The organism is Pseudomonas sp. CP-1 (assembly GCF_021213715.1).
GTDB lineage: Bacteria > Pseudomonadota > Gammaproteobacteria > Pseudomonadales > Pseudomonadaceae > Pseudomonas > Pseudomonas aeruginosa.
The window spans coordinates 33,417-57,933 of the sequence record NZ_JAJQKY010000006.1; the positions used below are offsets into that span (position 1 = coordinate 33,417).

General features: G+C 69.8%; 24 protein-coding genes and 3 riboswitches. Of the genes, 8 read left to right on the forward strand and 16 right to left on the reverse strand.

All coding sequences use genetic code 11. From position 1 onward, the window contains the following. Window positions 1–179 precede the first annotated feature (179 nt). From sbrR to cobG, 12 genes are all read right to left on the reverse strand, one after another. The gene (gene sbrR / locus LT948_RS13780) at window positions 180–944 is read right to left on the reverse strand and encodes an anti-sigma factor SbrR (protein ID WP_073657012.1); all 765 of its coding nucleotides are present in this window, start codon (window positions 942–944) and stop codon (window positions 180–182) included. Then, window positions 941–1,525: an ECF family RNA polymerase sigma factor SbrI gene (gene sbrI / locus LT948_RS13785; protein ID WP_073657016.1), complete on the reverse strand. Its 585-nt coding sequence runs from the start codon at window positions 1,523–1,525 to the stop codon at window positions 941–943. The genes sbrR and sbrI overlap by 4 nt, the downstream gene beginning before the upstream one ends. 330 nt (window positions 1,526–1,855) lie before the next feature. After that, on the reverse strand, window positions 1,856–3,295 hold the full coding sequence (locus LT948_RS13790) for an aminotransferase-like domain-containing protein (protein ID WP_003091003.1): 1,440 nt from the start codon (window positions 3,293–3,295) through the stop codon (window positions 1,856–1,858). A 221-nt stretch (window positions 3,296–3,516) separates the two neighbouring features. Beyond that, window positions 3,517–3,885: a hypothetical protein gene (locus tag LT948_RS13795; RefSeq protein WP_003091004.1), complete on the reverse strand. Its 369-nt coding sequence runs from the start codon at window positions 3,883–3,885 to the stop codon at window positions 3,517–3,519. Between the two features lie 86 nt (window positions 3,886–3,971). Continuing rightward, window positions 3,972–4,610, reverse strand: a complete 639-nt coding sequence (locus LT948_RS13800) for a response regulator transcription factor (protein WP_003091005.1) — start codon at window positions 4,608–4,610, stop codon at window positions 3,972–3,974. A gap of 193 nt (window positions 4,611–4,803) precedes the next feature. Further along, on the reverse strand, window positions 4,804–5,613 hold the full coding sequence (locus tag LT948_RS13805) for an OmpA family protein (protein ID WP_003091007.1): 810 nt from the start codon (window positions 5,611–5,613) through the stop codon (window positions 4,804–4,806). Further along, entirely contained in the window at window positions 5,613–5,972 is a 360-nt protein-coding gene (locus LT948_RS13810; RefSeq protein ID WP_003091008.1) for a DUF4398 domain-containing protein, read from the reverse strand. The genes LT948_RS13805 and LT948_RS13810 overlap by 1 nt, the downstream gene beginning before the upstream one ends. Then, on the reverse strand, window positions 5,969–6,817 hold the full coding sequence (locus tag LT948_RS13815; protein ID WP_003091009.1) for a substrate-binding periplasmic protein: 849 nt from the start codon (window positions 6,815–6,817) through the stop codon (window positions 5,969–5,971). Before LT948_RS13815 ends, LT948_RS13810 begins: the two co-directional genes overlap by 4 nt. Before the next feature lie 69 nt (window positions 6,818–6,886). After that, the gene (gene cobJ, locus LT948_RS13820; protein ID WP_073657011.1) at window positions 6,887–8,566 is read right to left on the reverse strand and encodes a precorrin-3B C(17)-methyltransferase; all 1,680 of its coding nucleotides are present in this window, start codon (window positions 8,564–8,566) and stop codon (window positions 6,887–6,889) included. Continuing rightward, a complete protein-coding gene (locus tag LT948_RS13825; RefSeq protein WP_003091011.1) occupies window positions 8,559–9,311 on the reverse strand; it encodes a precorrin-2 C(20)-methyltransferase in 753 nt (250 codons plus the stop codon). Before LT948_RS13825 ends, cobJ begins: the two co-directional genes overlap by 8 nt. Then, complete coding sequence (locus LT948_RS13830) at window positions 9,308–9,934, reverse strand: precorrin-8X methylmutase (RefSeq protein WP_003107929.1); 627 nt, start codon at window positions 9,932–9,934, stop codon at window positions 9,308–9,310. Before LT948_RS13830 ends, LT948_RS13825 begins: the two co-directional genes overlap by 4 nt. Further along, window positions 9,931–11,301 (reverse strand): precorrin-3B synthase, encoded by a 1,371-nt coding sequence (cobG, locus tag LT948_RS13835; protein WP_023095408.1) that lies wholly within the window; start codon window positions 11,299–11,301, stop codon window positions 9,931–9,933. Before cobG ends, LT948_RS13830 begins: the two co-directional genes overlap by 4 nt. A gap of 90 nt (window positions 11,302–11,391) precedes the next feature. Then, a riboswitch (cobalamin riboswitch) is annotated at window positions 11,392–11,642 on the reverse strand. 85 nt (window positions 11,643–11,727) lie between these two features. Between cobG and LT948_RS13840 the strand changes: the two genes are divergently transcribed. From LT948_RS13840 to LT948_RS13850, 3 genes are read left to right on the forward strand one after another with little or no spacing between them, the layout of a single operon-like run. Beyond that, on the forward strand, window positions 11,728–12,975 hold the full coding sequence (locus tag LT948_RS13840) for a bifunctional cobalt-precorrin-7 (C(5))-methyltransferase/cobalt-precorrin-6B (C(15))-methyltransferase (RefSeq protein WP_014603921.1): 1,248 nt from the start codon (window positions 11,728–11,730) through the stop codon (window positions 12,973–12,975). Beyond that, window positions 12,968–14,068 (forward strand): cobalt-precorrin-5B (C(1))-methyltransferase, encoded by a 1,101-nt coding sequence (locus LT948_RS13845; protein WP_003091014.1) that lies wholly within the window; start codon window positions 12,968–12,970, stop codon window positions 14,066–14,068. The genes LT948_RS13840 and LT948_RS13845 overlap by 8 nt, the downstream gene beginning before the upstream one ends. Beyond that, window positions 14,065–14,793, forward strand: a complete 729-nt coding sequence (locus tag LT948_RS13850) for a cobalt-precorrin-6A reductase (protein ID WP_023095406.1) — start codon at window positions 14,065–14,067, stop codon at window positions 14,791–14,793. Before LT948_RS13845 ends, LT948_RS13850 begins: the two co-directional genes overlap by 4 nt. Before the next feature lie 53 nt (window positions 14,794–14,846). Here LT948_RS13850 and mntP read toward each other — a convergent pair whose 3' ends face one another. Next, entirely contained in the window at window positions 14,847–15,416 is a 570-nt protein-coding gene (mntP, locus tag LT948_RS13855) for a manganese efflux pump MntP (protein ID WP_003091017.1), read from the reverse strand. A 6-nt stretch (window positions 15,417–15,422) separates the two neighbouring features. Next, a riboswitch (yybP-ykoY riboswitch) is annotated at window positions 15,423–15,591 on the reverse strand. A gap of 157 nt (window positions 15,592–15,748) precedes the next feature. Further along, window positions 15,749–15,953: riboswitch (cobalamin riboswitch) on the forward strand. Window positions 15,954–16,052: 99 nt separating this feature from the next. Between mntP and LT948_RS13860 the strand changes: the two genes are divergently transcribed. From LT948_RS13860 to LT948_RS13875, 4 genes are read left to right on the forward strand one after another with little or no spacing between them, the layout of a single operon-like run. Further along, the gene (locus LT948_RS13860; protein WP_019486429.1) at window positions 16,053–18,209 is read left to right on the forward strand and encodes a TonB-dependent receptor; all 2,157 of its coding nucleotides are present in this window, start codon (window positions 16,053–16,055) and stop codon (window positions 18,207–18,209) included. A gap of 52 nt (window positions 18,210–18,261) precedes the next feature. Further along, a complete protein-coding gene (locus LT948_RS13865) occupies window positions 18,262–19,035 on the forward strand; it encodes an ABC transporter ATP-binding protein (RefSeq protein ID WP_003091019.1) in 774 nt (257 codons plus the stop codon). Continuing rightward, the gene (locus tag LT948_RS13870; protein ID WP_003101423.1) at window positions 19,032–20,003 is read left to right on the forward strand and encodes an ABC transporter substrate-binding protein; all 972 of its coding nucleotides are present in this window, start codon (window positions 19,032–19,034) and stop codon (window positions 20,001–20,003) included. Before LT948_RS13865 ends, LT948_RS13870 begins: the two co-directional genes overlap by 4 nt. Next, on the forward strand, window positions 20,000–21,031 hold the full coding sequence (locus LT948_RS13875) for a FecCD family ABC transporter permease (RefSeq protein WP_023099424.1): 1,032 nt from the start codon (window positions 20,000–20,002) through the stop codon (window positions 21,029–21,031). Before LT948_RS13870 ends, LT948_RS13875 begins: the two co-directional genes overlap by 4 nt. On the opposite strand, the gene LT948_RS13880 is transcribed toward LT948_RS13875, so the two are convergent. From LT948_RS13880 to LT948_RS13890, 3 genes are all read right to left on the reverse strand, one after another. Next, window positions 21,032–21,898 carry an MBL fold metallo-hydrolase gene (locus tag LT948_RS13880; RefSeq protein WP_019486430.1) on the reverse strand — a complete coding sequence of 289 codons (867 nt, stop codon included), beginning with the start codon at window positions 21,896–21,898 and terminating at the stop codon, window positions 21,032–21,034. 119 nt (window positions 21,899–22,017) lie between these two features. Next, a complete protein-coding gene (locus tag LT948_RS13885; RefSeq protein WP_014603924.1) occupies window positions 22,018–22,611 on the reverse strand; it encodes a LysE family translocator in 594 nt (197 codons plus the stop codon). A 50-nt stretch (window positions 22,612–22,661) separates the two neighbouring features. After that, a complete protein-coding gene (locus LT948_RS13890; protein ID WP_003091026.1) occupies window positions 22,662–23,498 on the reverse strand; it encodes an AraC family transcriptional regulator in 837 nt (278 codons plus the stop codon). Window positions 23,499–23,708: 210 nt separating this feature from the next. Here LT948_RS13890 and LT948_RS13895 point away from each other — a divergent pair, with 210 nt between their 5' ends. Continuing rightward, window positions 23,709–24,482 carry an SDR family oxidoreductase gene (locus tag LT948_RS13895; protein ID WP_003091027.1) on the forward strand — a complete coding sequence of 258 codons (774 nt, stop codon included), beginning with the start codon at window positions 23,709–23,711 and terminating at the stop codon, window positions 24,480–24,482. Window positions 24,483–24,517: the final 35 nt, after the last annotated feature.

Consider the following 24,517-nt stretch of genomic DNA (forward strand, 5'->3'; position numbering starts at 1 on the left):
ATAGTCACGCAGGTATGGCCAATTGCGGCAATGCTGACGGCAGACTGCAACCAAGGCAAGGGGTCACTATCGTCATCCTGGCACTCTCTCGGTTGTTCGCCCCATGTCTAACCTGTCATGCACGGATAACCGCTTGATGTCAGCCCGCGACGCCATCACGGCGTCGCGGGCCATGGTCGTCACGGCCGTTTCTTGGCGCTCGCGGCTATCGTCGCGAGGCGTTCCAGTCGTTCCACCAGGTTCTCTCCGGGGAAACGTTTCTGCAGCTCGGCCAACTGGGTCGCGGCCTGCTCCGTCTTGCCCTGCTCACGCAGGGCAAGGACCGCCCCGAGCGCCTCGTCGAGCACCTCCGGCTTCACCGCAACCGCCTTGCCCCTGGCCTGGGCGACGAAGTCGTCAGCCAGCTCCGCCTGGACCTTCGCCTGCTGCGCGGCCTGGGCCGGCGGTCGGTCGGCCAGGGCAGCCGGAGCCGGCGGCGCGGCCTCGGCCATCAGTTGCGGCGCCTCCCCGGACGATGCGTAGCTGGCCAGCAAGGCCGGGGACTCCGACATCTCGCCGGACAGCGGAGCCGGCGCCGCCGGCGCGCGCATGGCCCGCTTCGCCGCAGCGGCCCCGGCGACTCCGTCGCGCAGGGGCACATCGCTGAACGCCACTTCGGGCCGGGCCTGGCGCTCGGCGTCGTCCAGCACGTTGTGGCTGACCAGCCCCAGCACCAGCGCCACGCCCAGCAGGCTGGCGAAGGCCGCCTGCCAACGCGGCCTGCGGGAGGCTTCCAGCCAGCGCCGCCACCAGGGCCGGGCAGGTTCGACATGCGCCGCCTGGCGTCGCGCGGCGGCGAGGATCGCCTGGTCCAGCGCCGGCGCCGGCTGCTGCGGCGCGTGGGCGCGGAAATGCGCCAGCATCTGCTCTTCGGCGACGCTCGCGGAATGCTTCTGTGGGTTCATACCGCCACCTCCTCGGCCAGCAGCCGGCGCAGCTTCTGCACCGCGTAGCGGAAACGGCTCTTCACCGTCTCCAGCGGCGACTGGGTGAGCGTGGCGATCTCGGCCAGTTCCAGTTCGCCGTGGGCGCGCATCAGGAATACCTCGCGCTGTTCCTCGGGCAGGGTCTCCAGCGCGCTCTGCAAGCGCTCGCCGTCGCGGCTCAGGCTGAGCTGCTGCTCGGGGCCGGCGCCCTGGTCGGGTTGCGCGTGCAACTGTTCGTCGTAGCTGTCCTGCAACGGCTGGCGCTGGCCATGCTTGCGCCAATGATCGATCAGGCGGTTGCGGGCGATCTGGTAGAGCCAGGTGCGGAAGCTCGCCCGGCCCTGCGGCTGGCTCTCGCTGCGGATCAGGCTGAGCCAGGTTTCCTGGTAGATCTCGTCGGCCAGTTCGGTCTGTCCGGCCAGGCCGCAGAGAAAACGGTAGAGACCTTGCCGATGGCGCTGGTAGAGCACCTCGAAGGCCGCGCTGTCGCCCTTGCGGTAACGCGCCAGCAGCGTTTCGTCGCTGCCGGCGGCCATCGTGGCGCTGGTGGAGGCATGCATGCCGCTGGTCGACTCCTGTCCTGTGTCAAAGGCGACCGAGAGCAGGCTCATCGGCCACATCCTTCGCGGCACGCATCGGCGTCGCCACGAAACGCCCGGACCGTCGCCAGAAGCGCGGCCGGAGCGGCTATCGGTAGACATTTTCCAGCGTCGGACAGTTCGGCGAAAGTGCCGGTCCGGATGGAAGCCGGGAAAAACATCGAGACGACCTCGTCGTGCAGCGGAGAGATACCCGCTGAGACGAAGCTGTCGGTGGATTCGGGTTAATCCCCGGGAAAATTCTTCGCGGACTGTCGCGGGGCGCCCCTCAGCCAGGGGAGCGCCTCGCGCTCAGGCGGCGATCAGGCCTTCCTGGCAAAGCTGCCCGGCAAGCATGCCGAGGGTCATGATCGCCCGCTCCGCCTCGCGGTTCCAGGGAATCCCGCAGGTCAGCCGCAGGCAGTTGTTGAACTGCTCGGTGTTGCTGAAGATCAGCCCCGGGGCGATGCTGATGCCCTGCTCCAGGGCCCGCACGTGGAGTTCCTTGGTGTTGACCTTGGCCGGCAGGCTGACCCAGAGGATGAAGCCGCCCTTGGGCCGGGTCATCTGCGTCCCCTCCGGGAAGTACTGCTGCACCGCCAACTGGTAGGCGGTCATGTTCTTCCGGTACTCCTGGCGGATGTAGCGCAGGTGGCGGTCGTAGCCGCCGTTCTCCAAGTAGGCGGCGACGCCCATCTGGGTCACGGTGCAGGCCGAATGGGTGGTGAAGGTCTGCAGGCGACGGATCTCCTCCTGGTAGCGCTCGGCGATGATCCAGCCGATGCGTACGCCGGGCGAGATGGTCTTGGAGAAACTCGAGCAGTAGATCACCCGGCCGTCGCGGTCATGGGACTTGAGCGAGCGCGCCTGGCCCTGGTCGAACATCAGTTCGCCGTAGATGTCGTCCTCGACCACCCCGATGTTGTGTTCGGCGGTCAGTTTCAGCAGTTGCTTCTGGCGATCCTCGGGAATCGTCCCACCGAAGGGATTGCTCAGCCGCGCGGTCAGCACCAAGGCCTTGATCGACCACTGGTTGGCCGCCAGTTGCAGCGCCTCCAGGCTGATCCCGGTGCGCGGGTCGCTGGGGATCTCGATGACCTTCAGGCCCAGCACGTCGGCCAGTTGCAGCAGGCCGTAGTAGCTCGGCGACTCGGTGGCGATCAGGTCGCCGGGACGGGTCAGCACCCGCAGGGCCATGTGGATCGCATCCACGCAGCCGTGGGTGATGGTCACCTGCGACGGGTCGACCACCACGCCGGCGTCGCGCATGCGGATCGCCACCTGCCGCCGGAGCGGCTCGAAACCGGGGCTGAACATGTAGCTGAACGCCCGTGGGCTCTGGAAGCGGGTGACCTTGGCCAGTTGCTGGTGCAAGGCGCGCACCGGCAGGTAGTCCACATGCGGCACCGCCGCGCCGAGCGGGAATACCCCTTCGCGGCGGGACTCGGCGAGCACCTGGTTGATGATGCTGCTGCGGGTAACCAGGCCGGGACGCTCGACCCGCGCGATATCCGGGGTCGGCGCGGTCAGCGCCGGGGTGCGGTGGACGTAGAAGCCGGATTGCGGACGGGCACGGATCAGTCCCTGGTCCTCGAGGGTGGCGTAGGCCTGCAGCACGGTGGCGTGGCTGACGTTCAACTGGGTGCTGAGCTTGCGCACCGACGGTACCCGCTCGCCCGGCTGGTAGACGCCACGGCGAATGTCCTCGGCCAACTGCTGGGCGATGCGTTGGTAAAGCAGCAGATTGGTCATGGCGGGTTTTCCTCGGCGATTGAACCGAAACAGTAGCTCAATTCGTGAAACTGCTCCAGAACAGTTCGGCCGACAACCAGGCATACAGTCGCAAAACTGTACGGGTCGGTCGCAGAGACGGCGCGTTTGCGAGGAAAAGAAAACCCGGTCGGTCGCCACCGGCCGGGTGCGGGCGGGAAATAGTCCGCCAAGAGCCGCCTGGGGAGCGGCCATAGGGAAAGTCAGAAACGCAACGCGTCCGCCGCCGCGCTCTCGCCGGTCGACGCTTGCCAGGCGAAGGGGCTTGGCGCCAGGCCGAGATCGCCGAACAGGCGGTAGTCCGGGACGGCGGCGGGCTGGCGGGAGGTCGGGGAAAAGTCATCGCGGCTGAGGCGGGTGACCAGAACCCGGGCCTGCACCTGCAATGCCACCAGGCTGAGGCTTTCCCGCGCCGTGCAGCCCGCCTCGCCGCACGCCACCGGCGAGTCCTCCAGCAGGAGTTCCTGGCGGCGTGCTTCGGCAACCGCGCGGAGTTCGGCGGCGAAGGACGGCTGGCACAGGCTCAGCAACAACGGCAGGACGAAACGGGCAAAGCGGGGCTGGCGGATCATGCGGATTCCTCGGCTGCGGCGGGATGGCTCCCGGGGGCTGGCGAGGATTGTTCCGCAACTGGCGGTCGAGATGTTTCGAACCCCGGTCAGGCGAGTTCGTGGAGCCAGTTCATCACGCCCAGGGCGATCAGTTCGGCGTCACTGTTGAGGCCTATCTTGACCATCGCGTTCTTCTTGTGGGTGCTGATGGTCGACACGCTGCGCATGGTCCGCTGGGCGATCTCGCTGACCGTGTCGCCACGCGCCAGGCGCCGGAGGATGTCCACCTCGGTGGGGCTCAGCGGCTTGCCGGTATGCCGCTGCGGGTGCAGGCCGGGGTCGAGGAAGGTCTGTCCGAGCGCCATGCACTCCAGCGCCGCCTTCAACGTCTCCAGCGGGCTGCGCTTGCTGATGTAGGCCGAGGCGCCGCTGCGCAGGACCGCCTTGGCCAGCAACGGCGCGCTGAACACCGAGTAGACCATCACCTTCATTTGCGGGCAGTGCCGGGTCAGCCATTCCACCAGGTGGATACCGTCGCGGCTGCGCTGGCCAGGCAAGCCCAGCTCGGTGATCAGGATGCTTTCCGGCGGCAGGTCGGCCAGACGCTCCACCAGGCTGTCGCTATCGCCGACCACCGCCAGCACCTGGCGTCCGCACTCCTCGCTGAGGTAGCGCTGCAGCGCCCACTGCATGACCGGGAAGGAATCGGCGATCACCAACCCCGGCAGGGTTTCGTTCGAACTCATGGCGCCTCTCTACTCGTTATAACGAAATACAAGGTGCTTATGCTGCACGGATTGCCGCTCGAACTAGTTCGATCCCGATGATAGCCCGCTCTTGCGCAAGTTCTGAAAGAGGAATCCGGCGCCACCCGGTTCGCCAGACGAAAAAAGCCCCGGACCCTTTGGGGTACCGGGGCTTCCCGCGGCGGCGCGGTTCTCAGCGCGGCGCGCTGAGCTGGCCCTTGTCGTTGGAGAAGACGATCTCCACCCGGCGGTTCTGCGCCCGTCCCCGGTTGGAGGCGTTGTCGGTGACCGGGAAGGCTTCGCCGTAGCCGACCACCTGCATGCGCGCGGGATCCACGCCAAGATCGGCGAGCACGTCGGCCACCGCCTGGGCGCGCTCGCGCGACAGGTCGAGGTTGGCCTGCCTGTCGCCGACGCTGTCGGTATAGCCTTCGATGCGGATCACCCGCCGCGGATTGAGCTGGAGGAACTGCACCAGCTTCAGCGCGGTGCGGTTGGCCGCCGGCTTGAGTTCGGCGCGGTTGAAGTCGAACAGCACGTCGCCAAGGGTGAGCACCAGGCCACGCTCGGTTTCCTCGGTGCTGAGACTGGCGATCTCCTCGCTCAGGCGCTGGCCCTGCTCCTGCACGCTGAGCAGCTTGGCTTCGCGCAGGGCCAGTTGCAGGCGCTCGCGCTCCAGTTGCAGGCGGGTCAGGCGCTCCTGGTTGAGGTTGAGCAAGGCGTGCTGGCGAGCGATCTCGCTGTAGCGCTGGCTCAGGTAGGCATACTGGATCACGTCGCTGCTGCTGCCCCAGTAGCTGGACAGGCGTTCGGCGCGGGCCAGCGATTCGCCGGCGCGAATCACATCCTTGGGCGCCGCGCGGAGCACGTCGGAATCTTCCTTGACCTGGTCGAACTCGCTCTGCGCCTTGGCCAGCGACTGTTCGCTGAGCTTGTGGTCGGCGCAGCCAGCCAGCGCTGCGCAGGCCAGCAGGGTGGCGAAGAGAGTCGCTTTGCCCGGCATCAGTCGGTCTCCCCCAGTTGCTTGCGCAGACGTTTCAGGCTCTTGTCCAGCTCGCCGAGCTGGTCCTTGCTCTTCTGCGTCAGCACCTTGGACTCGGCGAGGCGTGCGTCCAGCTCGGCCTGCTCGGCCAACAGGCGCGCCTTCTTGTAGGACTCCGCGGTCATCGCGATCTGCGCCGCGGCGTACTTGTCCTGGGCCAGTTTCAGCTCGGCCACGTCGTCGGTGGCACCCACCGCCTTGGCCTGCTCCAGCGCCTGTTCGGTCAGGCGCATCTGCTCCAGCGGAGCCGGGTCGTTGCTCGCACAACCGCTCAGGGTCAGCGCGGCGAGGCCTGCGGCCATCATCCATCGAATGCTCACAAGTCACTTTCCTGCGTAGTCGAACTGGCGCCGGAAGCCGGCAATTGCTGGGCTTTCCAGCGTTCGAGATTGTCCTGCAAGAGCGTTACGGGAACGCCGGCAGCCGACAATTCTGTCATCTTTTTCGCCAGTTGTCCGCGCAGCCACGGATCGTTGCAGGCGGAGTTGTGCGACAGCGTCAGGTACAGCCCCTCGCTGCTCAGCACCGGTTCCAGCGCCTCCAGGTCGTCGGCCATGCCCAGCGCCTCGACCTGGGCCTGCCCGGGCAGCGCCTGGTAGAGGAGGAACTCGCTGCGCTTGAGCATCAGGTCCTGCAAGCCCTGGGTCAGGCTCGGCACCGGCTTCAGGTCGAGGCTGGCCTTGGCGAAGCGGTCGAACTCCTCGCCCAGGCTGCTGCCGGCCAGCACGCTGCCCTTGTGCCCGATCAGGTCGTCGCGGCCGATGAACGGGAACGCGGCGTCCTTGTTCACCCAGACCACCCCGCTGGTCATCAGGAACGGAGGATGCACGTAGTCCATGCTGCCGAGCCGTGCCAGGGTCAGATAGGCTCCGGCGAGCAGGTCGGCGCGACCGCTGGTCACCTCTTCCTGGGCCTTCTCCCAGGAGCCGCTGTAGAGCACGTCGATGCGCACGCCAAGTTCCTTGCCCAGGCGCTGCAACAGGTCGGCATTGGCTCCGATCAGGCGCTTCGGATCCTGCGGGTCGCGCCACAGGTAGGGTGGGTATTCCGGGTTGCCGGTGGCCACCAGGCGCTCGCAGGAGCCGGCCGCCGCGGCCAGCCCCGGAACGAACAGCGCCGCCAGCAGGATGCCGGCCAGGCGGCACGGGGAACAGCGAAAGGACATGGATTCAGGCTCCGCGGTACAGGGATGCGCGCAGCAGTCTGCCACATTTCCGCGCGCTCTCCCGCCCCGCTATTCCGATGGGTACCAGCGCGGCGTGTAGACCCAGGCTTCGCCGTCGGCGCGCGGGAAGCTGCAGGTGGTGGACGAGCCGATGATCACCAGGGTGCGCATGTCCACCTGCTCCGCACGCAGCTCGCCCAGGGTGGTGCGCAGCAGGCGCTCGCCGGGCCGCCCGATGTCGCGACCGAGCACTACCAGGGTCTGCGGCGAACGATGGCGGGCGACGATCTCCAGCGCCCGTCCCAGTTGCCAGGGCCGCGCCCGCGAGATCGGATTGTAGAAAGCCATCGCCAGGTCGGCGGCGCCGGCCAGGTCGAGGCGCCGCTCGATCACCTCCCAGGGCTTGAGGTTGTCGGACAGCGACAGCAGGCAGAAATCGTGGCCCAGAGGCGCCCCCGCCCTGGCCGCGGTGGCCAGGGCCGCCGAGACACCAGGGAAGATCCGCAGCTCGACCGCGTCCCAGGCCGGCTCGCCAGCGCCATGCAGGGCTTCCAGCACCGCGGCGGCCATGGCGAACACGCCGGGGTCGCCGGACGATACCAGCACCACCGCCCTGCCCGTCGCCGCCAGTTCGAAGGCATGCCGGGCGCGCTGCAATTCCTCGCGGTTGTCGCTGCCATGCAGCACCTGTCCGGCGCGGAAGGGTCCGGCCATGTCGACGTAGGTCTGGTAGCCGAGGATGTCCTCGGCCTCGTCCAGCGCCCGTCGCGCCGCAGGCACCATCAGCTCGGCGCAGCCGGGCCCCAGGCCGATCACCGTGAGTCGGCCGCGACGCTGGCCGATGCGGTCCATCGCCAAGGGCGCGGCGGCCACCGCCAGCCGGTCGCCGACCTGCTCGGCGGCGGGCAAGGCCTGGCGCAGGCGCGCAGCGGGATCGGCCTGCGGCAGGAAGCGCAGCGGTACGCCGAGCGCATCGGCGGCGGCCTGCAGGCGCGGATCGGCCATCCGCGCGCTGTCGGCCAGCAAGCCGCCGAGCGCCGCCGCGGCCAGGCCGGCATCGACCAGCGCCTGGCGCACCGCGTCCGCCGCCGCGTCGGCAGGTTCGAGCGCCGCCAGCACGCAGCGCGGATGGATCAGCAGTTCCTCGGCCCGCGGCGCACGCGCCGAGGGCGTCACGTGAATCGCCAGCGTCGCCGCCGGGTCGCGCGGCAAACGGGCCGCGTCGAGCCAGCCGGCGGTACCCTCGACGCGCACCGGCTGGCCACCGAGCAAATCGGCAACGAAGCGCTTGCCCTGCTCCAGGTCGGCCAGGACATAACCGACGGGCGGGTTGAGCACGCAGGTGCCGAAGCGCAGCTCGCCGCTGGTGGTGATCGCCGGCGCCACGGCCAGCACCTCGCCGATTTCCCGCGCCAGCCGGTTGACCCCGGCCAGCCCGCCGAGCAGCGGCACCACCGCGCTGCCGTCCTCGGCCAGGGCCAGCACCGGCGGCTCCGCTCCCTTGCGTTGCAACAACGGCGCCAGGCTGCGAATGACGATGCCGGCGGCGCACAGGGCGACGATCGGGCGGTCGGCGCAATACAGTTCGCGCAGGGTGTCGCCGAAGTCCGTATAGGAACGGTCGGCCTCGACCCGCCCGGCGAGCCCATGGACCAGCGCTCCGGGATAGCGCGCCTGGACCCGCCGCGCGGTATCCAGCGCGCCCTGGCCGAGGATGACGATGGCCGGAACCTGCTGGGCGTCACTCACCGCCGGCCCCTCCCTGCCACTTGTCGCCGGGAACGACGATCAGCGAGAAGTACGGCGAGGCCATCGGCTCCACCCGTTCCAACGGCACGATCCGCTGGTTGGCCATGGTCGCCCGCTCGACGTACAGCGCGCGGCGCTCGAGGCCAAGCTCGACCAGCACGCGGCGGACCTTGTCGAAATTGCGGCCGAGCTTCATCACCACCGCCGCGTCGGCATCCGCCAGGCGCCGGCGCAACTCCTCCTCGGGCAGCACTCCGGAGAGCACCGAGAGGCTCTGGTTGCGGTACACCAGCGGCGCACCGAGCACCGCCGCGCCGCCGAGCATCGAGCAAACGCCAGGCACCACTTCGCTTTCGTAGCGCGTCGCCAGGCGGTCGTGGAGGTACATGTAGGAACCGTAGAAGAACGGGTCGCCCTCACAGATCACCGCCACGTCGCGGCCGGCGTCCAGGTGCGCGGCCAGCTGTTCGGCGGCGGTGTCGTAGAAATCGCTGATGATGGTCTCGTAGCACAGCGGCGGTTCCAGCTTCTCGGTGGTCACCGGATAGACCAGCGGCAGGCGCACTTGGGCCTGGTCCAGGTGCGCCTCGATGATGCCGAAGGCGTTGCCCTTCTTGCCCTTGGCCACGAAATAGCCGACCACCGGCGCCGCGCGCAGCAGGCGCAGGGCCTTGAGGGTGATCAGTTCGGGATCGCCGGGCCCGACGCCCAGGCCCAGCAGGCGGCCCTTCACGACACTCATCATTCGCGCTCCGTGGCCAGGGCGTTCACCGCCGCGGCGGCCATGGCGCTGCCGCCACGGCGACCGCGGACGATCACGTAGGGCACCCCGCGGCTATCGGCGGCGAGCATCTCCTTGGATTCCGCGGCGCCGACGAAGCCGACCGGGAAGCCCAGGATCAGCGCCGGTTTCGGCGCGCCGGCGTCGAGCATTTCCAACAGGTAGAACAGCGCGGTCGGCGCGTTGCCGATCACCACCACGCTGCCCTCCAGGTGCTCGCGCCAGTGCTCCAGGGCCACCGCCGAGCGGGTATTGCCGAGTTCCGTGGCGAGCGCCGGCACGTCCGCTTCGTTGAGGGTGCAGATCACCCGGTTGGCGGCGGGCAGCCGCGAGCGGGTCACGCCTTCGGCGACCATCCGCGCGTCGCAGAGGATCGCCGCGCCGGCGGCCAGCGCGGCGCGGCCGGCGGCGCCGGCGCCCGGCGAGAAGCGCAGGTCGTCGACCACGTCGACCATGCCGCAGGCGTGGATCACCCTGACCGCGAGCTTTTCCAGGTCGGCCGGGATGCCGGCGAGGTTCGCTTCGGCGCGGATGGTGGCGAACGACTGGCGATAGATCGCCTGGCCATCGCGGATGTAGTCAATCATGCGGGTTTTCCGGAAGTGGGCTGGGAAGGCAGGGCCGCCAGGTAGTCGGCGGCCGTGGCGAAAGTCAGGCGGCTGGCCAGCAACTGGCCGAATCCGGGGTGACATGGGTCGTGCCGGTACAGGTCGTAGAACCCGCCGCTGCGCGCCAGCAGGGTGAGCGGCGCGCGGTGGGCAGCGGCGCAGGACCGTTCGCAGCCGCACAGGTGCAGTTGCGGCAGGTCGCTGCGCGGGCCGAGGCGTTCGGCCAGGCGCAAGGCGTCGCCCTTGGTGTCGGCCAGGCCCCTGGCGCAGGCGCTGGAACCGCTGCAGGCGATCAGCCGCGCCAACGGCGCATCGGGCTCGGTCAGCAGGCCGAGTCCGCGCAGGCCGAGCAGCGCCTGGTCGGCCTCGGCGTGCGCCAGGTTCGGCAGGAGCACGCCTTGCCAGGGGGTCAGGCGCAGGCTGCCGTCGCCATGGCGTTCGACCAGCTCGGCCAGGCCTTCCAGGCAAGCGCTGTCGAGCCGGCCGAGCGGCGCCGCCGCGCCGACCATCGCCAGGCCCGGCTGGCGTTGCGGCTGGACGCCGAGATGACTCCACGCACGCCCCGGCGGACGCCGCCAGGCCGCCACCCGCTCGTCACGCCGCAGAGGGAAATCCAGGCGCGCCTGCAAGGCCTCCAGCAAGGGTTCTCCGGCCAGCTCCTGCAACAGGTGGCGCATCCGCGTCTGTTGCGGCTGGGCGCGTTCGAGGAACAGGTCGAGCAGCGCCAGCACCAGGGACTCGCCCCGCTCCGCCGGCAACGCCGCCAGGGGGCGGTCGCGGGCCGGGCAGCCGGCGAGTCCGAAGACCAGCGTCGCGGTCGGCGCCGCAGGCATCGGCGAGAGCCAGATGTCATGGGGATGTTCGAGCATCGCCAGGTCTTCGCCGCCGTCCAGCTGGATGGCGAACTTGGCCGACAGCGCGTGGTAGCGGCTGTCCGCCTGGAGCCGCAGCAACAGCCGAGCGGCCAGCGGGCGCACGTCCAGCGACAGGTGCGGATCGAGCCCGGCGGCCGGGCTGAGCATCAGGTTGCGCACGTCGTCGGCGCCGGCCAGGGCCCCATGCCGGGGACCGAGGCCGGCGTCCAGCAGGCGGCGGACGAGCCGCTCTTCCTCGCCGCGGCGGACGCCACGCAATTGCAGGTTGGAACGGTTGGTCGCCTCGATCACGCCGCTGGCGCAATCCCGCGCCGCGGCCGCCACGGCGCGTGCCTGGGCGGCGTCCAGGCGACCGGCATCGAGCTTGATGCGGCAGATGCCGCCGTCCAGCGCCTGGACGATACGCAGCAGGCCGGGACAGGGTGACGGACGTGGTACGGGCAGGGGCGCCGGGGTCTGGTCGTCGTTCAAAAACGCTACTCGAATCGGCGTCGCGGCGACCGCACCGCTGTCCCCCAGGGACAGACCACGGCATCGGTACACCCCGCCCGATGTTGGCACTCGCGACTGGTTTCGGCGGCAGGTCTCCTGGCTCGCAGCCCGGCGTTCCACCCGGGGGAGGAACCTCCGCTTCGCGCCGCCTTCCCGGTAATCCAGTGGCGAATGGCGCGAATACAGGCTGCATACAGTTGCGGGGGCAGCCACGGCTAGGCCCGGGCTTCGAAAAGACCGCGGCTCCGTGTTCCCTCTTCAGCCCTCGTTGGCCCCGCGCTAACGCGAAAGGGCCGGGCACCGACGAACGCGCTATTATGCCGCCCAGCCCGGGGCCGGGAAAACCCATTCCGTCCGGAAGCCGTCGCGGGCCCTTCACAGACGCATTTCAGGAGTATCGGAACCGTGTCATCGGCAGACTCGACGCCGCCCTGGCTGACCCTGGTGGGCATCGGCGAGGACGGTTATCCCGGCCTCGGCAAGCAGGCCCGGCGTGCCCTGCTACAAGCCAGCCGGATCGTCGGCGCGGCGCGCCAGCTGGAACTGCTGCCGCCGTGCATCGGCGCCGCCCGCGAAACCTGGCCGACGCCGTTCTCCCTGGAACCATTGCTGGCCCGGCGCGGCCAGCCGACCTGCGTGCTGGCCAGCGGCGACCCGATGCTGTTCGGCGTCGGCGCCAGTCTCGCCCGGCAACTGCCGGCGACCGAACTGCGGGTCCTGCCGGCGCCCTCCTCCCTCTCGCTGGCCGCCGCCCGCCTCGGCTGGGCCCTGCAGGAAGTCGCCTGCCTGTCACTGGTGGCGCGTCCGCTGGCGGCGCTGCAGGCACAGGTCCACGACGGCCGGCGCCTGCTGGTCCTCAGCAATGACGGCGACAGCCCGGCCGCCATCGCCCGCCTGTTGAACGCCCGTGGCTTCGGCGCCAGTCGCCTGAGCGTGCTGGAACACCTCGGCGGGCCGCTCGAGCGCCGTCTCGACGGCCTCGCCGGCGACTGGTCGCTGCCGCGCGCCGCCGATCTCAACCTGGTGGCGGTGGAATGCCGCGCCGGCACCGACGCCGTGCGCCTGCCGCTGACCCCGGGCCTGGCCGACGAAGCCTATCGCCACGACGGCCAGTTGACCAAGCGCGACGTCCGCGCCGTGACCCTGGCGCGCCTGGCGCCCTGCCCCGGCGAGCTGCTCTGGGACGTCGGCGCCGGTTGCGGCTCCATCGGCATCGAATGGATGCGCGCGCACCCCAGTTGCCGGGCGATCGCCATCGAAGCCAACGACGAGCGCCAGGAACATATCCGCCACAACCGCGACGCCCTCGGCGTACCGACCCTGCACCTGGTCGCCGGCAGCGCCCCGGAGGCGCTGCTGGAACTGCCCGAGCCGGACGCCATCTTCATCGGCGGCGGGGTCACCGCCGAGGGCGTGCTGGAGACCTGCTGGGAGCGCCTGCGGCCCGGCGGCCGCCTGCTCGCCAACGCCGTCACCCTGCAGAGCGAACGGGTGCTGCTCGACTGGCAGCAACGCCTGGGGGGCGACCTCACCCGCCTCGGCGTCGCCCACGCGCGACCGCTGGGCGGTTTCGACACCTGGCGCCAGGCCTTGCCGATCACCCTGCTGGAATTGCGCAAACCCGCCGCCAGGAAGCCTCCCCGCGATGCGTGAGGAAACCCCCGAGCAGCCCGCGCCGTTGCGCAGCGGCTACACCACCGGCAGTTGCGCCACCGCCACCAGCCTGGCGGCGGCGCGCCTGCTGCTGGGCGGCACGATCAGCGACGCGGTGCAGATCGTCCTGCCCAAGGGCCAGCAGGTGCTGATGCGCCTGGAATTCTGCCGCGCCTGGGAAAACGGCGCGGAAGCCGGCACCCTCAAGGATGCCGGCGACGATCCCGACGTCACCCACGGCGCCCTGGTGTTCGCCCGGGTGCGCCTGGGCGCCGAGCCTGGCGTGCGCTTCCATGCCGGCCCCGGGGTCGGTACGGTGACCCGCCCGGGGCTGACCCTGGCGGTCGGCGAGCCGGCGATCAATCCGGTGCCGCGACAGATGATCGAACGCCACCTCGCCCAGCTCGCCGCCGAACGGGGCTACGCCGGCGGCTTCGAGGTCGCCATCGGCGTGGAGGGCGGCGCCGAGCTGGCGCTGAAGACCATGAACCCGCGCCTGGGCATCCTCGGCGGGCTGTCGATCCTCGGCACCAGCGGCATCGTCCGGCCGTTCTCCTGCTCGGCCTATATCGCCTCGATCCATCAGGGCATCGATGTCGCTCGCGCCAACGGCGTCCGCCACATCGCCGCCTGTACCGGCAACGCCAGCGAGGACGCCATGCGCCGGCGCTATGGGCTGCCGGAGATCGCCCTGATCGAGATGGGCGACTTCGCCGGCGCGGTGCTCAAGCACCTGCGCAAGGCACCGGTGGAAAAGCTCAGCCTGTGCGGCGGCTTCGGCAAGATCAGCAAGCTCGCCGGCGGCCACCTCGACCTGCACAGCCGCCATTCCAGCATCGACCTGCCGCAATTGGCCGGCTGGGCCGCCGCGCTCGGCGCCAGCGCCGCGCTACAGGACTGCATGCGCGCCGCCAACACCAGCCAGCAGGCGCTGGCCCAGGCACACGCCGAAGGCGTGGCCCTGGGCGATGCGGTCTGCGCCCACGCCCTGCGCTTCGCCCGCAGCATCGTGCCCACCGAGGTGGCGCTGGAAGTCTTCGCCATCGACCGCCAGGGCAACCTGGTCGGCCAGGCCTGCGAGGAGCGCCGATGAAACGCCTGTTGCTGCTCGGCGGGATCGGCGAGGCCCTGGCCCTCGCCCGCCGGCTCGGCCCGGCGCATCTCTACAGCCTCGCTGGGCTGGGCAAGGTGCCCGGCGACCTGGCCTGCCAGGTCCGGGTCGGCGGCTACGGCGGCGCCGAAGGGCTGGCGGCGTTCATCGACGAGCAGGGCTTCGACCTGCTGGTGGACGCCACCCACCCCTACGCCGCACGGATCAGCCGGAACGCCGTGCGCGCCGCGCGACTGGCCGGAGTGCCCTGCTGGGCGCTGCGCCGGCCCGGCTGGCAGGCCGGGCCCGGCGACGACTGGCGCGAGGTAGCCGACTGGCGCGAGCTGATCGCCGCCCTCGCACCCTTCCGCCGTCCGCTGTTCACCCTCGGCCGCGAACCGCTGGAGCATCTCGGCCAGGTCCCGCCGCACCAGCACTGGACCGTGCGCTGCCTGCAAGGCCAGCCGGCCGCGCCGCGCGCCGAGGTGATCGGCGCGCGCGGGCCGTTCAGCCTGGATGGCGAACGGGCGTTGTTCGAGCGCCTCGCCTGCGACGTGCTGGTGAGCAAGAACAGCGGTAGCCAGGCCACCGAGCCGAAGCTCCAGGTGGCGCGGGAAATGGGCCTGCCGGTGCTGGTCCTGGCACGTCCGCCGCTGCCGCCGGCGGACCGCGAGTTCGCCGACGGCGAGGCGCTGCTGGCGGCAATCCGCGATTGGGAAAGCGCCTGAAGCGAACGCCCACCCACTCGCCGCGACCTGTCCCGCCCCGTCTCCGATGCCGCTCACGCCGCGCTGAGATGCTCGTAGAGAATGGTCGCACCGACCAGGATCAGCACCACCCCGCCGACCATCTCCGCGCGCTTGCCGGTCACTGCGCCGAGCGCCCGGCCGAGCATGGTGCCGAGGGTGACCATGGTCATGGTGGCCAGGCCGATGGCGCCAGCGGCGAGGAAGATGTTGACGTCGACGAAGGCCAGGCCGACGCCCACCGCCAGCGCGTCGATGCTGGTGGCCAGCGCCGTCACCGCGAGAATCCAGAACGAATGCTGGCCGGGCTTTTCCTGTTCCGTCGCATGATCCGCGCGCAGGCCGTTGTGGATCATGTGCAGGCCGAGCAGCACCAGCAGGACGAAGGCTATCCAGTGGTCCCAGTCGGCGACGAACTGGCTGGCGGCCTGGCCAAGCAGCCAGCCGACCAGAGGGGTGATCGCCTCGATCACGCCGAAGATTATCCCGGTGCGCAGCGCCTCCGACAGGCGCGGCCGATCCAGGCTGGAGCCCTTGCCGATGGCCGCGGCGAAGGCATCGGTGGACATGGCGAAGGCGAGGAAGATCAGGGAAACGGGATTCACGCGGATACTCCAGCCGGGCATGAGTCAACGACATGACCCCGCGGCCCGGCTTTGGCGCAGGAATGTCGTTGGTCTCACCAATCCGGTTGGATGCGCTGGCCATGGCAGGTTGCCAAGAATGTTGACCAGCGCGCCGTCAACGGGTGACGGCAGGCTACTCCCCAAGGAAGGCCGGCAGCATAGCAGGCCGGCGTGAAGAAAATGTGATGACCCGGGAAGCTGCGCCAGGGCGTGGGGTCCGGCGAAGAAAGACTGCACAAGCGAATTGTTATAGTATAACATTTTATTCAATCCAGATCGTTCAAGGCTTGACTGGAAACGGTGCGGATGTTCCCATCCGGCCCGTTCCAGGTGCCTCCTGCCGCCGCGCAGGAGGTGAAACGGGAAGCCGGTGCGTCACTTCAGTGATCAGTCCGGCGCTGCCCCCGCAACGGTAAGCGAGCGAAATCCTCTTCAGGCCACTGTGCTCCGGCATGGGAAGGCGAGGATTTCACGACCCTCGCAAGCCCGGAGACCGGCCTGCAACGCCCTGTTGGCACACCCGCGGTGGGCGGGAGCGAGCCGGTTGTTCGAGGCGCTGTCGCGCCTGCGATTTCCTGCGCGTTCCGTCCTGCCCGGTCATGAGATGGAACGCCCATGCCCCGCTTCAGCCGTTTGCGCACCGAGCCTTTCGCCCTCGGCCTATCCACCAGCCTGCTGCTGGTACCGCCCGCCCTCGCCGAAACCGAGGAAGCCGCCCTCGCCCTGCCCAGCCAGTTGGTCAGCGTTCGCCAGGATCCCGCCGAACTCGACCACATCGACCTCGCCACGCCGGTCAGTGCCGGTTCGCGCCTGGGCCTCAGCGCCCTGGACACCCCGGCGAGCACCAGCAGCATCAGCGGCGAGGAAGTTCGCCGACGCAACAACCCCAGCGTCCAGGCCGCCGTCACCCGCAGCCCCGGCATCAGCTTCATCGGCACCCCCGGAGATGGCGGTACCGGCCTCTCGGCGCGCGGCTTCAGCGGCCACGCATCGGTGATGCAACTGTTCGACGGCACGCGCCTGTACACCGGCATGGGCACGGTGAACTTCCCCAGCGATCCGTGGATGGTCGAGCGCATCGACGTGATCCGCGGCCCGGCCTCGGTGCTGTACGGCGAAGGCGCCACCGGCGCGGTGATCAACGTGGTGCCGAAGAAGCCTTTCGCCGGCGAGATCCGCAACCACCTGCGCCTCGGCTACGGCTCCTACGACAACCGCCAGTTGGCCCTGGACAGCGGCGGCTCGCTGACCGACAGCCTCAGCTACCGGCTCAACCTGAACCAGCAGCAGAGCCACGGCTGGATCGACCGTGGCGACTCGCGCAACCTGGGCATCAGCGCGGCGCTGCGCTGGCAGGCCAGCGACGATCTGGCCTTCACTCTCGCCCACGACTATGGCGACCAGGAGCCGATGAACGACTTCGGCACCCCGCTGGTCGGCGGCAAGTACCACAAGCGCCTGCGCGAGAAGAACTACAACGTGCGCAACGACGTGCAGCGCTACAACGACCAGTGGACCCGCCTGACCAGCGACTGGAGCCTTTCCGACAGCGTCACCGCGAGCAACCAGCTGTACTACATCAAGGCCCGCCGTCACTGGCGCAACGCCGAAACCTACGAATGGGACGTCCCGCGCGAAGAGCTGTTGCGCAGGGACTACCTGCGCATCAGCCACGAGCAGGAGCAGATCGGCGACCGCCAGACCTTCGCCTTCCAGCACGCCCTGTTCGGCCTCGACAGCCGCACCCTGGTCGGCGCCGAGTACAACCGCATCCGCTTCCGCCTGACCAACAACTCGCCCTATACCGATGTCGGCGGCGACTACATCGACCCCTGGCACCCCGCGCCTGGCTACTTCGAAAGCCGCTCGCCCTACCGGCCGCACTCGCGCAGCCAGACCCGCACCTTCGCCCTGTTCGCCGAGAACCGCCTGCAGCTCAACGAGCGCCTGTCGCTGGTGACCGGGGTGCGCCGCGACCAGAACCATATCGACCGCGACGACCTGCGCGCCGGCACCCGCAGCGACCGCAGCCTGCAGGGCGGCAACTGGCGCGCCGGGCTGGTCTTCGCGCTGACCCCGGAACTGTCGCTGTACGGCCAGTACTCCACCAGCGAGGACGGCGTGAGCAACCTGATCACCCTCAACGCGGCCCAGCAGCAAATGGACCTGACCCACTCGAAGCAGACCGAGGTCGGCCTCAAGCAACTGTTCCCGGACGGTCGCGGCGAATGGACCCTGGCCGCCTACCATATCGTCAAGAAGAAGCTGCTCAGCGCCAACCCGCTGCCGCCGCACGACGCGCAGCAGGTCGGCCAGCAGAGTTCGGACGGCCTGGAGGCCAGCCTGGAACTGAACCTGGCCCAGGACTGGCGGCTGTCAGCGAACGCCGCGCTGGTGCGTGCCGAATACGACGACTTCGACGAAACGATCGACAAGCAGACCTACTCGCGCAACGGCAACCGCCCCAGGAACGTGCCACGGCGCACCGCCAACCTCTGGCTGGACAAGTCCTTCGCCGAGACCCTGCGCGTCGGCGCCGGGCTGCGCTACGTCGACCGGCGCTACGCCGACGCCGCCAACCAGGCCAGCCTGCCCGGCTACACGGTGGTCGACGCCAACCTGGGCTGGCGGGTACGGCCGGACCTGACCCTCGGCCTTGAGCTGTACAACCTGTTCGACCGCCAGTACGCCCTGGCTGACAACAACAACGGCCAGCAATGGATCATGGGCCGGCCGCGCTCGTTCAACGTCACCGCCGACTTCAGTTTCTGAAGTCGGCACCGCGGCAATCGTCTCTGCTGAACCACCGGACCTGCGAGTAGCCATGTCGTCCCTTCACCTCGATGCCCTGCACTGGTCGCCCGACGCCTCCACCGAGTTGCTGCGCGGCGTGCACCTGGAAGTCCCGGCCGGCAGCTTCGTCGGCCTGATCGGCCCCAACGGCAGCGGCAAGACCAGCCTGCTGCGCTGCGCCTTCCGCTATGCGCGACCGCAGCGCGGCCGGGTGGTGCTCGACGGCGACGACCTCTGGCGCCAGCCGCCGCGCTGGGCCGCCCGGCGCATCGCGGTGGTGTTGCAGGAATTCCCCGAGGACTTCGGCCTCGCCGTCGAGGACGTGGTCGCCATGGGCCGCACGCCGCACAAGGGCCTGTTCGACGGCCACGGCGCGGACGACCGCCAGCGGGTCCGCCAGGCGCTGCTCCAGGTCGGTCTCGAAGGGCGTGCCGCGAGCCCCTTCGCCAGCCTCTCCGGTGGCGAGAAGCAGCGCGCCCTGCTGGCTCGCGCGCTGGTCCAGGAACCGCGCCTGCTGATCCTCGACGAACCGACCAACCACCTCGACCCGCGCTACCAGCTGGAGCTTCTGCGCCTGCTGCGCGGCCTCGGCCTGAGCACCCTGGCGAGCTTCCACGACCTCAACCTGGCGGCGGCCTTCTGCGACCGCCTCTACGTGCTCGACGGCGGGCGCATCGTCGCCCAGGGCACGCCGACCGAGGTGCTCGACGCCGACCTGCTGTGGCGGGTGTTCGGCGTCCGCGCCCTGGTCGACCGCCACCCCCTCGCCGACCACCCGCGCCTGACCTGGATTACCCAAGCATGAAGCACCCGATCCTGCACCACCTGCTGCTCGGCGCCCTGCTCGCCTGCGCCGATGCCGCGCTGGCCGAGCGCTACCCGCTCAGCGTGCGCAGTTGCGAGCGCGAAGTGACGTTCGAGCGCGCGCCGTCGCGCGCGGTCAGCCACGACATCAACCTCACCGAGATGATGGTCGCCCTCGGTCTGCAGACGCGCATGGTCGGCTATACCGGCATCAGCGGCTGGTGGAAGAATGCCGATCCCGGATTGATCGCCGCGCTCAAGCCGCTGCCCGAGCTGGTGGCGCGCTACCCCACGGCGGAAACCCTGCTCGATGTCGACGCCGACTTCTTCTTCGCCGGTTGGGGCTACGGCATGCGCGTCGGCGGCGACCTCACTCCGGCCAGCCTGGAGCCGCTGGGGGTGAAGGTCTACGAGCTGAGCGAATCCTGCGCGCAGATCGGCGAGCCGCGCCGCGCCAGCCTCGACGAGCTGTACCGCGACCTGCGCAACCTGGGACGGATCTTCGACGTCGAACCGCGCGCCGAGCGCCTGGTCGCCAGCCTCCAGGCACGCATCGAGCGCGCCCGCGCCGGCATCCCGGCGAACGCCGAGGCGCCGCGGGTGTTCCTCTACGACAGCGGCGAGGACCGCCCCTTCACCTCTGGCCGCCTGGGCATGCCGCAGGCGCTGATCGAGGCCGCCGGCGGTCGCAGCGTGACCGACGACGTGGCGGCCAGCTGGACCCAGGTCAACTGGGAAAGCGTGGTCGCCCGCGATCCGCAGGTCATCGTCATCGTCGACTACGGCGAGACCAGCGCCGCGCAGAAGCAGCGTTTCCTCGAAGAGAACCCGGCGCTGCGCAGCCTGACCGCGATCCGCGAGCGACGCTTCATCGTCCTGCCCTATAACCAGGCCACGCCAGGCATCGGCAACGCCGCGGCGATAGAAACCCTGGTCGCCGGCCTCCACCCTCGGGCGCCACGTCCATGACCCTGTTCCGCAGCCCTCGCGCCTATTGCCTGTTGCTGGGCAGCCTGGTCCTGTTGCTCGGCCTGTCCTGCGTTCTCGCCCTCGGCTTCGGTCCGGCGCGACTGGACAGCGGCCTGGTCGGCCGCATCGTCCTCCAGCGCCTGTTCGGCGTGGCGGCGGAGCCCGGCGCCTGGAGCGCTGGCCAGGAGCACATCGTCTGGCTGATCCGCGCCCCGCGGGTACTGCTCGGCGCTTGCGTCGGCGCCGGCCTGGCGCTGGTGGGGGCGGCGCTGCAGGCGGTCACGCGCAATCCGCTGGCCGATCCGCACCTGCTCGGCGCCACCTCCGGCGCGACCCTCGGCGCGGTGCTGGTGGTGCTCTACATCGGCGAGGTGATCGGCCTGCTGACCCTGCCGCTGGCGGCCTTCCTCGGCGCCCTCGGCAGCATGCTACTGGTGCTCGGCGTGGCCAGCCGCGGCGGCCGCCTGGGCAGCGACCGGCTGTTGCTGGCGGGGGTCGCGGTGTCGTTCGTGCTCCTGGCGCTGGCCAACCTGCTGCTGTTCCTCGGCGACCACCGCGCCGCCTCCTCGGTGCTGTTCTGGATGCTCGGCGGCCTCGGCCTGGCGCGCTGGTCGTTGATCTGGCTGCCGGCGCTGTGCGTGGCCGGCGGCCTGCTGGTACTGCTCGGGCTGGGCCGTGCGCTGAACGCGCTGATGGCCGGCGAACAGACCGCCGTGACCCTCGGCCTGGACGCCCGTCGCGTACGCCTGTGGGTCTTCGTCTGCTGCTCGCTGCTGACCGGCGTGCTGGTCTCGGTGAGCGGCGCCATCGGCTTCGTCGGTCTCATGCTGCCGCACGCCGCGCGCCTGCTGGTGGGCGCCGAGCACCGCCGACTGCTGCCGGTGTGCGCCCTGCTCGGCGCGCTGTTCCTGGTCTGGATGGATGTCGCCGCGCGCACCCTGATCGCCCCCCAGGACCTGCCCATCGGCATCGCCACCGCGGCCATCGGTGGGCTGTTCTTCATTCTCCTGCTGCGTCGCCGCAGCTGATCAGAACAGATCCAGCGGGATCTTCAGGTAACGCACCCCGTTGCCTTCCACCGGCGGCAGGTTGCCGCCGCGCATGTTGACCTGGATCGCCGGCAGCATCAGGGACGGCATGCCGAGGGTGGCATCGCGCTGCTGGCGCATGGCGACGAACGCCTCCTCGTCGACGCCTTCGCGGACGTGCACGTTGTGCCGGCGCTGCTCGCCGACGCTGGTTTCGCAGCGGTGGTCGTCGCGGCCGGGAGCCGTGTAGTCGTGGCACATGAACAGGCGGGTCGCGTCGGGTAGCGCGAACAGGCGCTGGATCGAGCGATACAACTGGCGCGCGTCGCCGCCGGGGAAATCGCAGCGGGCGGTGCCGTAGTCGGGCATGAACAGGGTATCGCCGACGAAGGCGCTGTCGCCGACCAGGTAGGTCATGCACGCCGGGGTATGCCCCGGGGTATGCAGCGCGCGGCATTCCAGGGCGCCGATGCGGAACGACTCGCCGTCCTCGAACAGGTGCTCGAACTGGCGGCCGTCCACCGGGAACGCCTCGCCCAGGTTGAACAGGCCGGAGAATTTCGCCTGCACCTGGGTGATTCGCGCGCCGATGGCCAGGCGCCCGCCCAGTTCGCGCTGCAGGAAGATGGCCGCCGACAGGTGGTCGGCGTGCACGTGGGTCTCCAGCAGCCATTCCACCTGCAGGTCGTGCTGGCGAACGTGGCCGATCAGGCGTTCGGCGCTGGCATGGCTGGTACGCCCGGCGGCCGGGTCGTAGTCGAGCACCGGGTCGACGATGGCGCAGGCGCGGCTGGACGGGTCGCGCACCACATAGCTGTAGGTGGAGGTGGCCGGGTCGAAGAAGGCAGTGATGTCGGGTTTCAACATGGAGGTTCCTTGCGCGGCGTGCTGACGGCGACCGCGCCATGGCTACGGATCGTCCCACCATAGCCAACCCGGGCCCGGCGTACCAACCCACAGGTTTGTCAGGAAGCTACCGGACCGCCTCAGAGCAGCAGGGCGGCCCAGGCCGAGGCCAGCAGCAACAGCGCCATGCCCTGGTTGAAGCGCTTCATCAGCGACGGCGAGCGCAGCAGCCGCGCGCTGCCGACGCCGAGCAAGGCCCAGCTGGCCAGGCACGGCAGCGAAACCAGGAAGAACAGCAACGCCAGCAGGCCGATCCGCCCGGCCTGTCCGGCGCCTTCCCCGGCGAACAGCGCCAGCGCGGCGAGGGCCATCATCCAGGCCTTGGGATTGACCAGTTGCAACGCCGCGCCGCCGAGCACGCCGAGGCGCCGCGGCGGCTCCGCGCCGTCGATGCCGCCCGCGCTGCGGAACAGGCTCCAGGCCAGGTAGCTGAGCCAGCCGACGCCAAGCCAGGCGAGCCCCTGCTGGAGCAACGGGTGGCGCCGCAGCAGCTCGCCCAGGCCGAGCCCGAGCAGCAGGATCAGCGCCGCCACCGCCGCGCAGGCGCCGAGCACGATCGGCCAGGCGGCGGCCAGGCCGTGGCGCTGGCTGTTGCTCAGGACCAGGATGTTGGTCGGTCCGGGGGTGATCGAGGCGACGACGGCGAACAGCAGGAAGGGCGCGAGGGATTGCATGGACGGGCTCCTGTGGCGGGGGAGCCTTCATCCTGGCGGCGCACCGGGCCTCAGTCTGGAAGCTGGGTGCACTGCCTGCGGTAGGCCGCCGGAGTCATCCCGTAGGCGCGCCGGAACCAGCGGCCGAGATGGCTCTGGTCGGCGAAGCCGAGGGCGCTGGCGAGGTCCGCCGGTTGCCCGCCGACAGCGAGCATCTGCCGCGCCTTGGCCAGCCGCAACTGGACCAGGTAGGCGTAGGGTGGCAAGCCGTAGGCGGCCTTGAATGCACGGTTCAGGCGGAAGCGGTCGGTACCGCAGGCGCTGGCCAGCTCGTCCAGGCCGATGTCCTGGTAGAAGTGCGCATGCAGGTAGTCGCGGGCTTTCTGCGCCACCAGCGGCAGGCGCGGATCGAACGGCTTCGCCTCGCGCCAGCCGAGGTGCACGCGCAGCCGCTCCAGCACCAGCTCCAGGGCGGTCTGCCGCAGCAGTCGCAGCTCGCGGCCATGCAGGACGCGGAAGGCCTGGGCGATGGCCAGGGTCAGGCGCGGGTCTTCGGTGAGGTTGGCGTGGAAGCCGGGATCGCGGTCGCTGGGCGCGTCGTCGAAGGTCGCCCGCAGTTCGCGCCGCAACCAGTCCGGCTGCAGGTACAGCATCGAGTAGGTGAAGCCGCCGGCGATCGGCGCGCGGCCGTCGTGGATCTCCCCCGGCTCGACCAGGAATACCTGGCCGGCGGTGCTGTCGTGTCGGCGTCGGCGGCAGTTGAATTGCTGCACGCCGATCTCGGTGTAGCCGATCAGGTAGCTGTCGTGCCAATGCGGATCGTAGGCGTGGCCCTCGAAATGGGCGCGCAGGGTCTCGATCCCGGTCTCGGCGTCGCGGGCCAGGTCGATCCAGTCTCGGCTGCCCATCGTGCGTCAGGTCTTCCCACTCGTTGGTTTCGTCGTCGCGACTATAACGCGCCCGTCCCGGGGTTCTAGAAGATTCGTGCAGCCGGCTGCGCTCCTCCGGAGGCGGGAATTGATCGGCGTTTCTGGACAATCTATCCAGGCCGCCACGATTACTCCGCAAGGCCGCCCTCCCTAGACTGGGTTCTCCACTCACCGCAGGAGAAACACCCCATGGTCGACCACTCCATCAAAGGCAAGACCGTACTCGTCACCGGCGGCGCCAAGAACCTGGGTGGGCTGATCGCCCGCGATCTCGCCGCCCACGGCGCGAAGGCCATCGCCATCCACTACAACAGCGCCGCGAGCAAGGCCGACGCCGACGCCACCGTCGCCGCGCTGCAGGCAGCCGGGGCCAAGGCGGTAGCGCTGCAGGGCGATCTCACCAGCGCCGCGGCCATGGAAAAGCTGTTCGCCGACGCCATCGCCGCGGTGGGCAAGCCGGACATCGCCATCAACACCGTCGGCAAGGTGTTGAAGAAGCCTTTCACCGAGATCAGCGAGGCCGAATACGACGAGATGAGCGCGGTCAATGCCAAATCTGCGTTCTTCTTCCTGCGCGAAGCCGGCAAGCACGTCAACGACAACGGCAAGATCTGCACCCTGGTGACCTCCCTGCTTGGCGCCTATACCCCGTACTACGCCGCCTATGCCGGCACCAAGGCGCCGGTGGAGCACTTCACCCGCGCCGCCTCCAAGGAATTCGGCGCGCGCGGCATTTCGGTCACCGCGGTCGGCCCGGGTCCGATGGACACGCCCTTCTTCTATCCCGCCGAGGGCGCCGACGCGGTGGCCTACCACAAGACCGCAGCGGCGCTGTCGCCCTTCTCCAGGACCGGCCTGACCGACATCGAGGACGTGGTGCCGTTCATCCGCCACCTGGTCAGCGAAGGCTGGTGGATCACCGGCCAGACCATCCTCATCAACGGCGGCTACACCACCAAGTGACCCAGCGTCCCGGTCGCCGCCACGGCGACCGGCAC

Coding starts and splice junctions, on each gene's coding strand:
- LT948_RS13790 (WP_003091003.1), bottom strand. CDS start 3,295: ATGACCAATCTGCTGCTTTACCAACGCATCGCCCAGCAGTTGGCCGAG.
- LT948_RS13845 (WP_003091014.1), top strand. CDS start 12,968: ATGCGTGAGGAAACCCCCGAGCAGCCCGCGCCGTTGCGCAGCGGCTAC.
- LT948_RS13870 (WP_003101423.1), top strand. CDS start 19,032: ATGAAGCACCCGATCCTGCACCACCTGCTGCTCGGCGCCCTGCTCGCC.
- sbrR (WP_073657012.1), bottom strand. CDS start 944: ATGAACCCACAGAAGCATTCCGCGAGCGTCGCCGAAGAGCAGATGCTG.
- sbrI (WP_073657016.1), bottom strand. CDS start 1,525: ATGCATGCCTCCACCAGCGCCACGATGGCCGCCGGCAGCGACGAAACG.
- LT948_RS13800 (WP_003091005.1), bottom strand. CDS start 4,610: ATGAGTTCGAACGAAACCCTGCCGGGGTTGGTGATCGCCGATTCCTTC.
- LT948_RS13825 (WP_003091011.1), bottom strand. CDS start 9,311: ATGATGAGTGTCGTGAAGGGCCGCCTGCTGGGCCTGGGCGTCGGGCCC.
- LT948_RS13880 (WP_019486430.1), bottom strand. CDS start 21,898: ATGTTGAAACCCGACATCACTGCCTTCTTCGACCCGGCCACCTCCACC.
- LT948_RS13890 (WP_003091026.1), bottom strand. CDS start 23,498: ATGGGCAGCCGAGACTGGATCGACCTGGCCCGCGACGCCGAGACCGGG.
- LT948_RS13815 (WP_003091009.1), bottom strand. CDS start 6,817: ATGTCCTTTCGCTGTTCCCCGTGCCGCCTGGCCGGCATCCTGCTGGCG.
- LT948_RS13805 (WP_003091007.1), bottom strand. CDS start 5,613: ATGCCGGGCAAAGCGACTCTCTTCGCCACCCTGCTGGCCTGCGCAGCG.
- LT948_RS13875 (WP_023099424.1), top strand. CDS start 20,000: ATGACCCTGTTCCGCAGCCCTCGCGCCTATTGCCTGTTGCTGGGCAGC.
- LT948_RS13830 (WP_003107929.1), bottom strand. CDS start 9,934: ATGATTGACTACATCCGCGATGGCCAGGCGATCTATCGCCAGTCGTTC.
- LT948_RS13860 (WP_019486429.1), top strand. CDS start 16,053: ATGCCCCGCTTCAGCCGTTTGCGCACCGAGCCTTTCGCCCTCGGCCTA.
- LT948_RS13895 (WP_003091027.1), top strand. CDS start 23,709: ATGGTCGACCACTCCATCAAAGGCAAGACCGTACTCGTCACCGGCGGC.
- LT948_RS13850 (WP_023095406.1), top strand. CDS start 14,065: ATGAAACGCCTGTTGCTGCTCGGCGGGATCGGCGAGGCCCTGGCCCTC.
- LT948_RS13865 (WP_003091019.1), top strand. CDS start 18,262: ATGTCGTCCCTTCACCTCGATGCCCTGCACTGGTCGCCCGACGCCTCC.
- LT948_RS13795 (WP_003091004.1), bottom strand. CDS start 3,885: ATGATCCGCCAGCCCCGCTTTGCCCGTTTCGTCCTGCCGTTGTTGCTG.
- LT948_RS13885 (WP_014603924.1), bottom strand. CDS start 22,611: ATGCAATCCCTCGCGCCCTTCCTGCTGTTCGCCGTCGTCGCCTCGATC.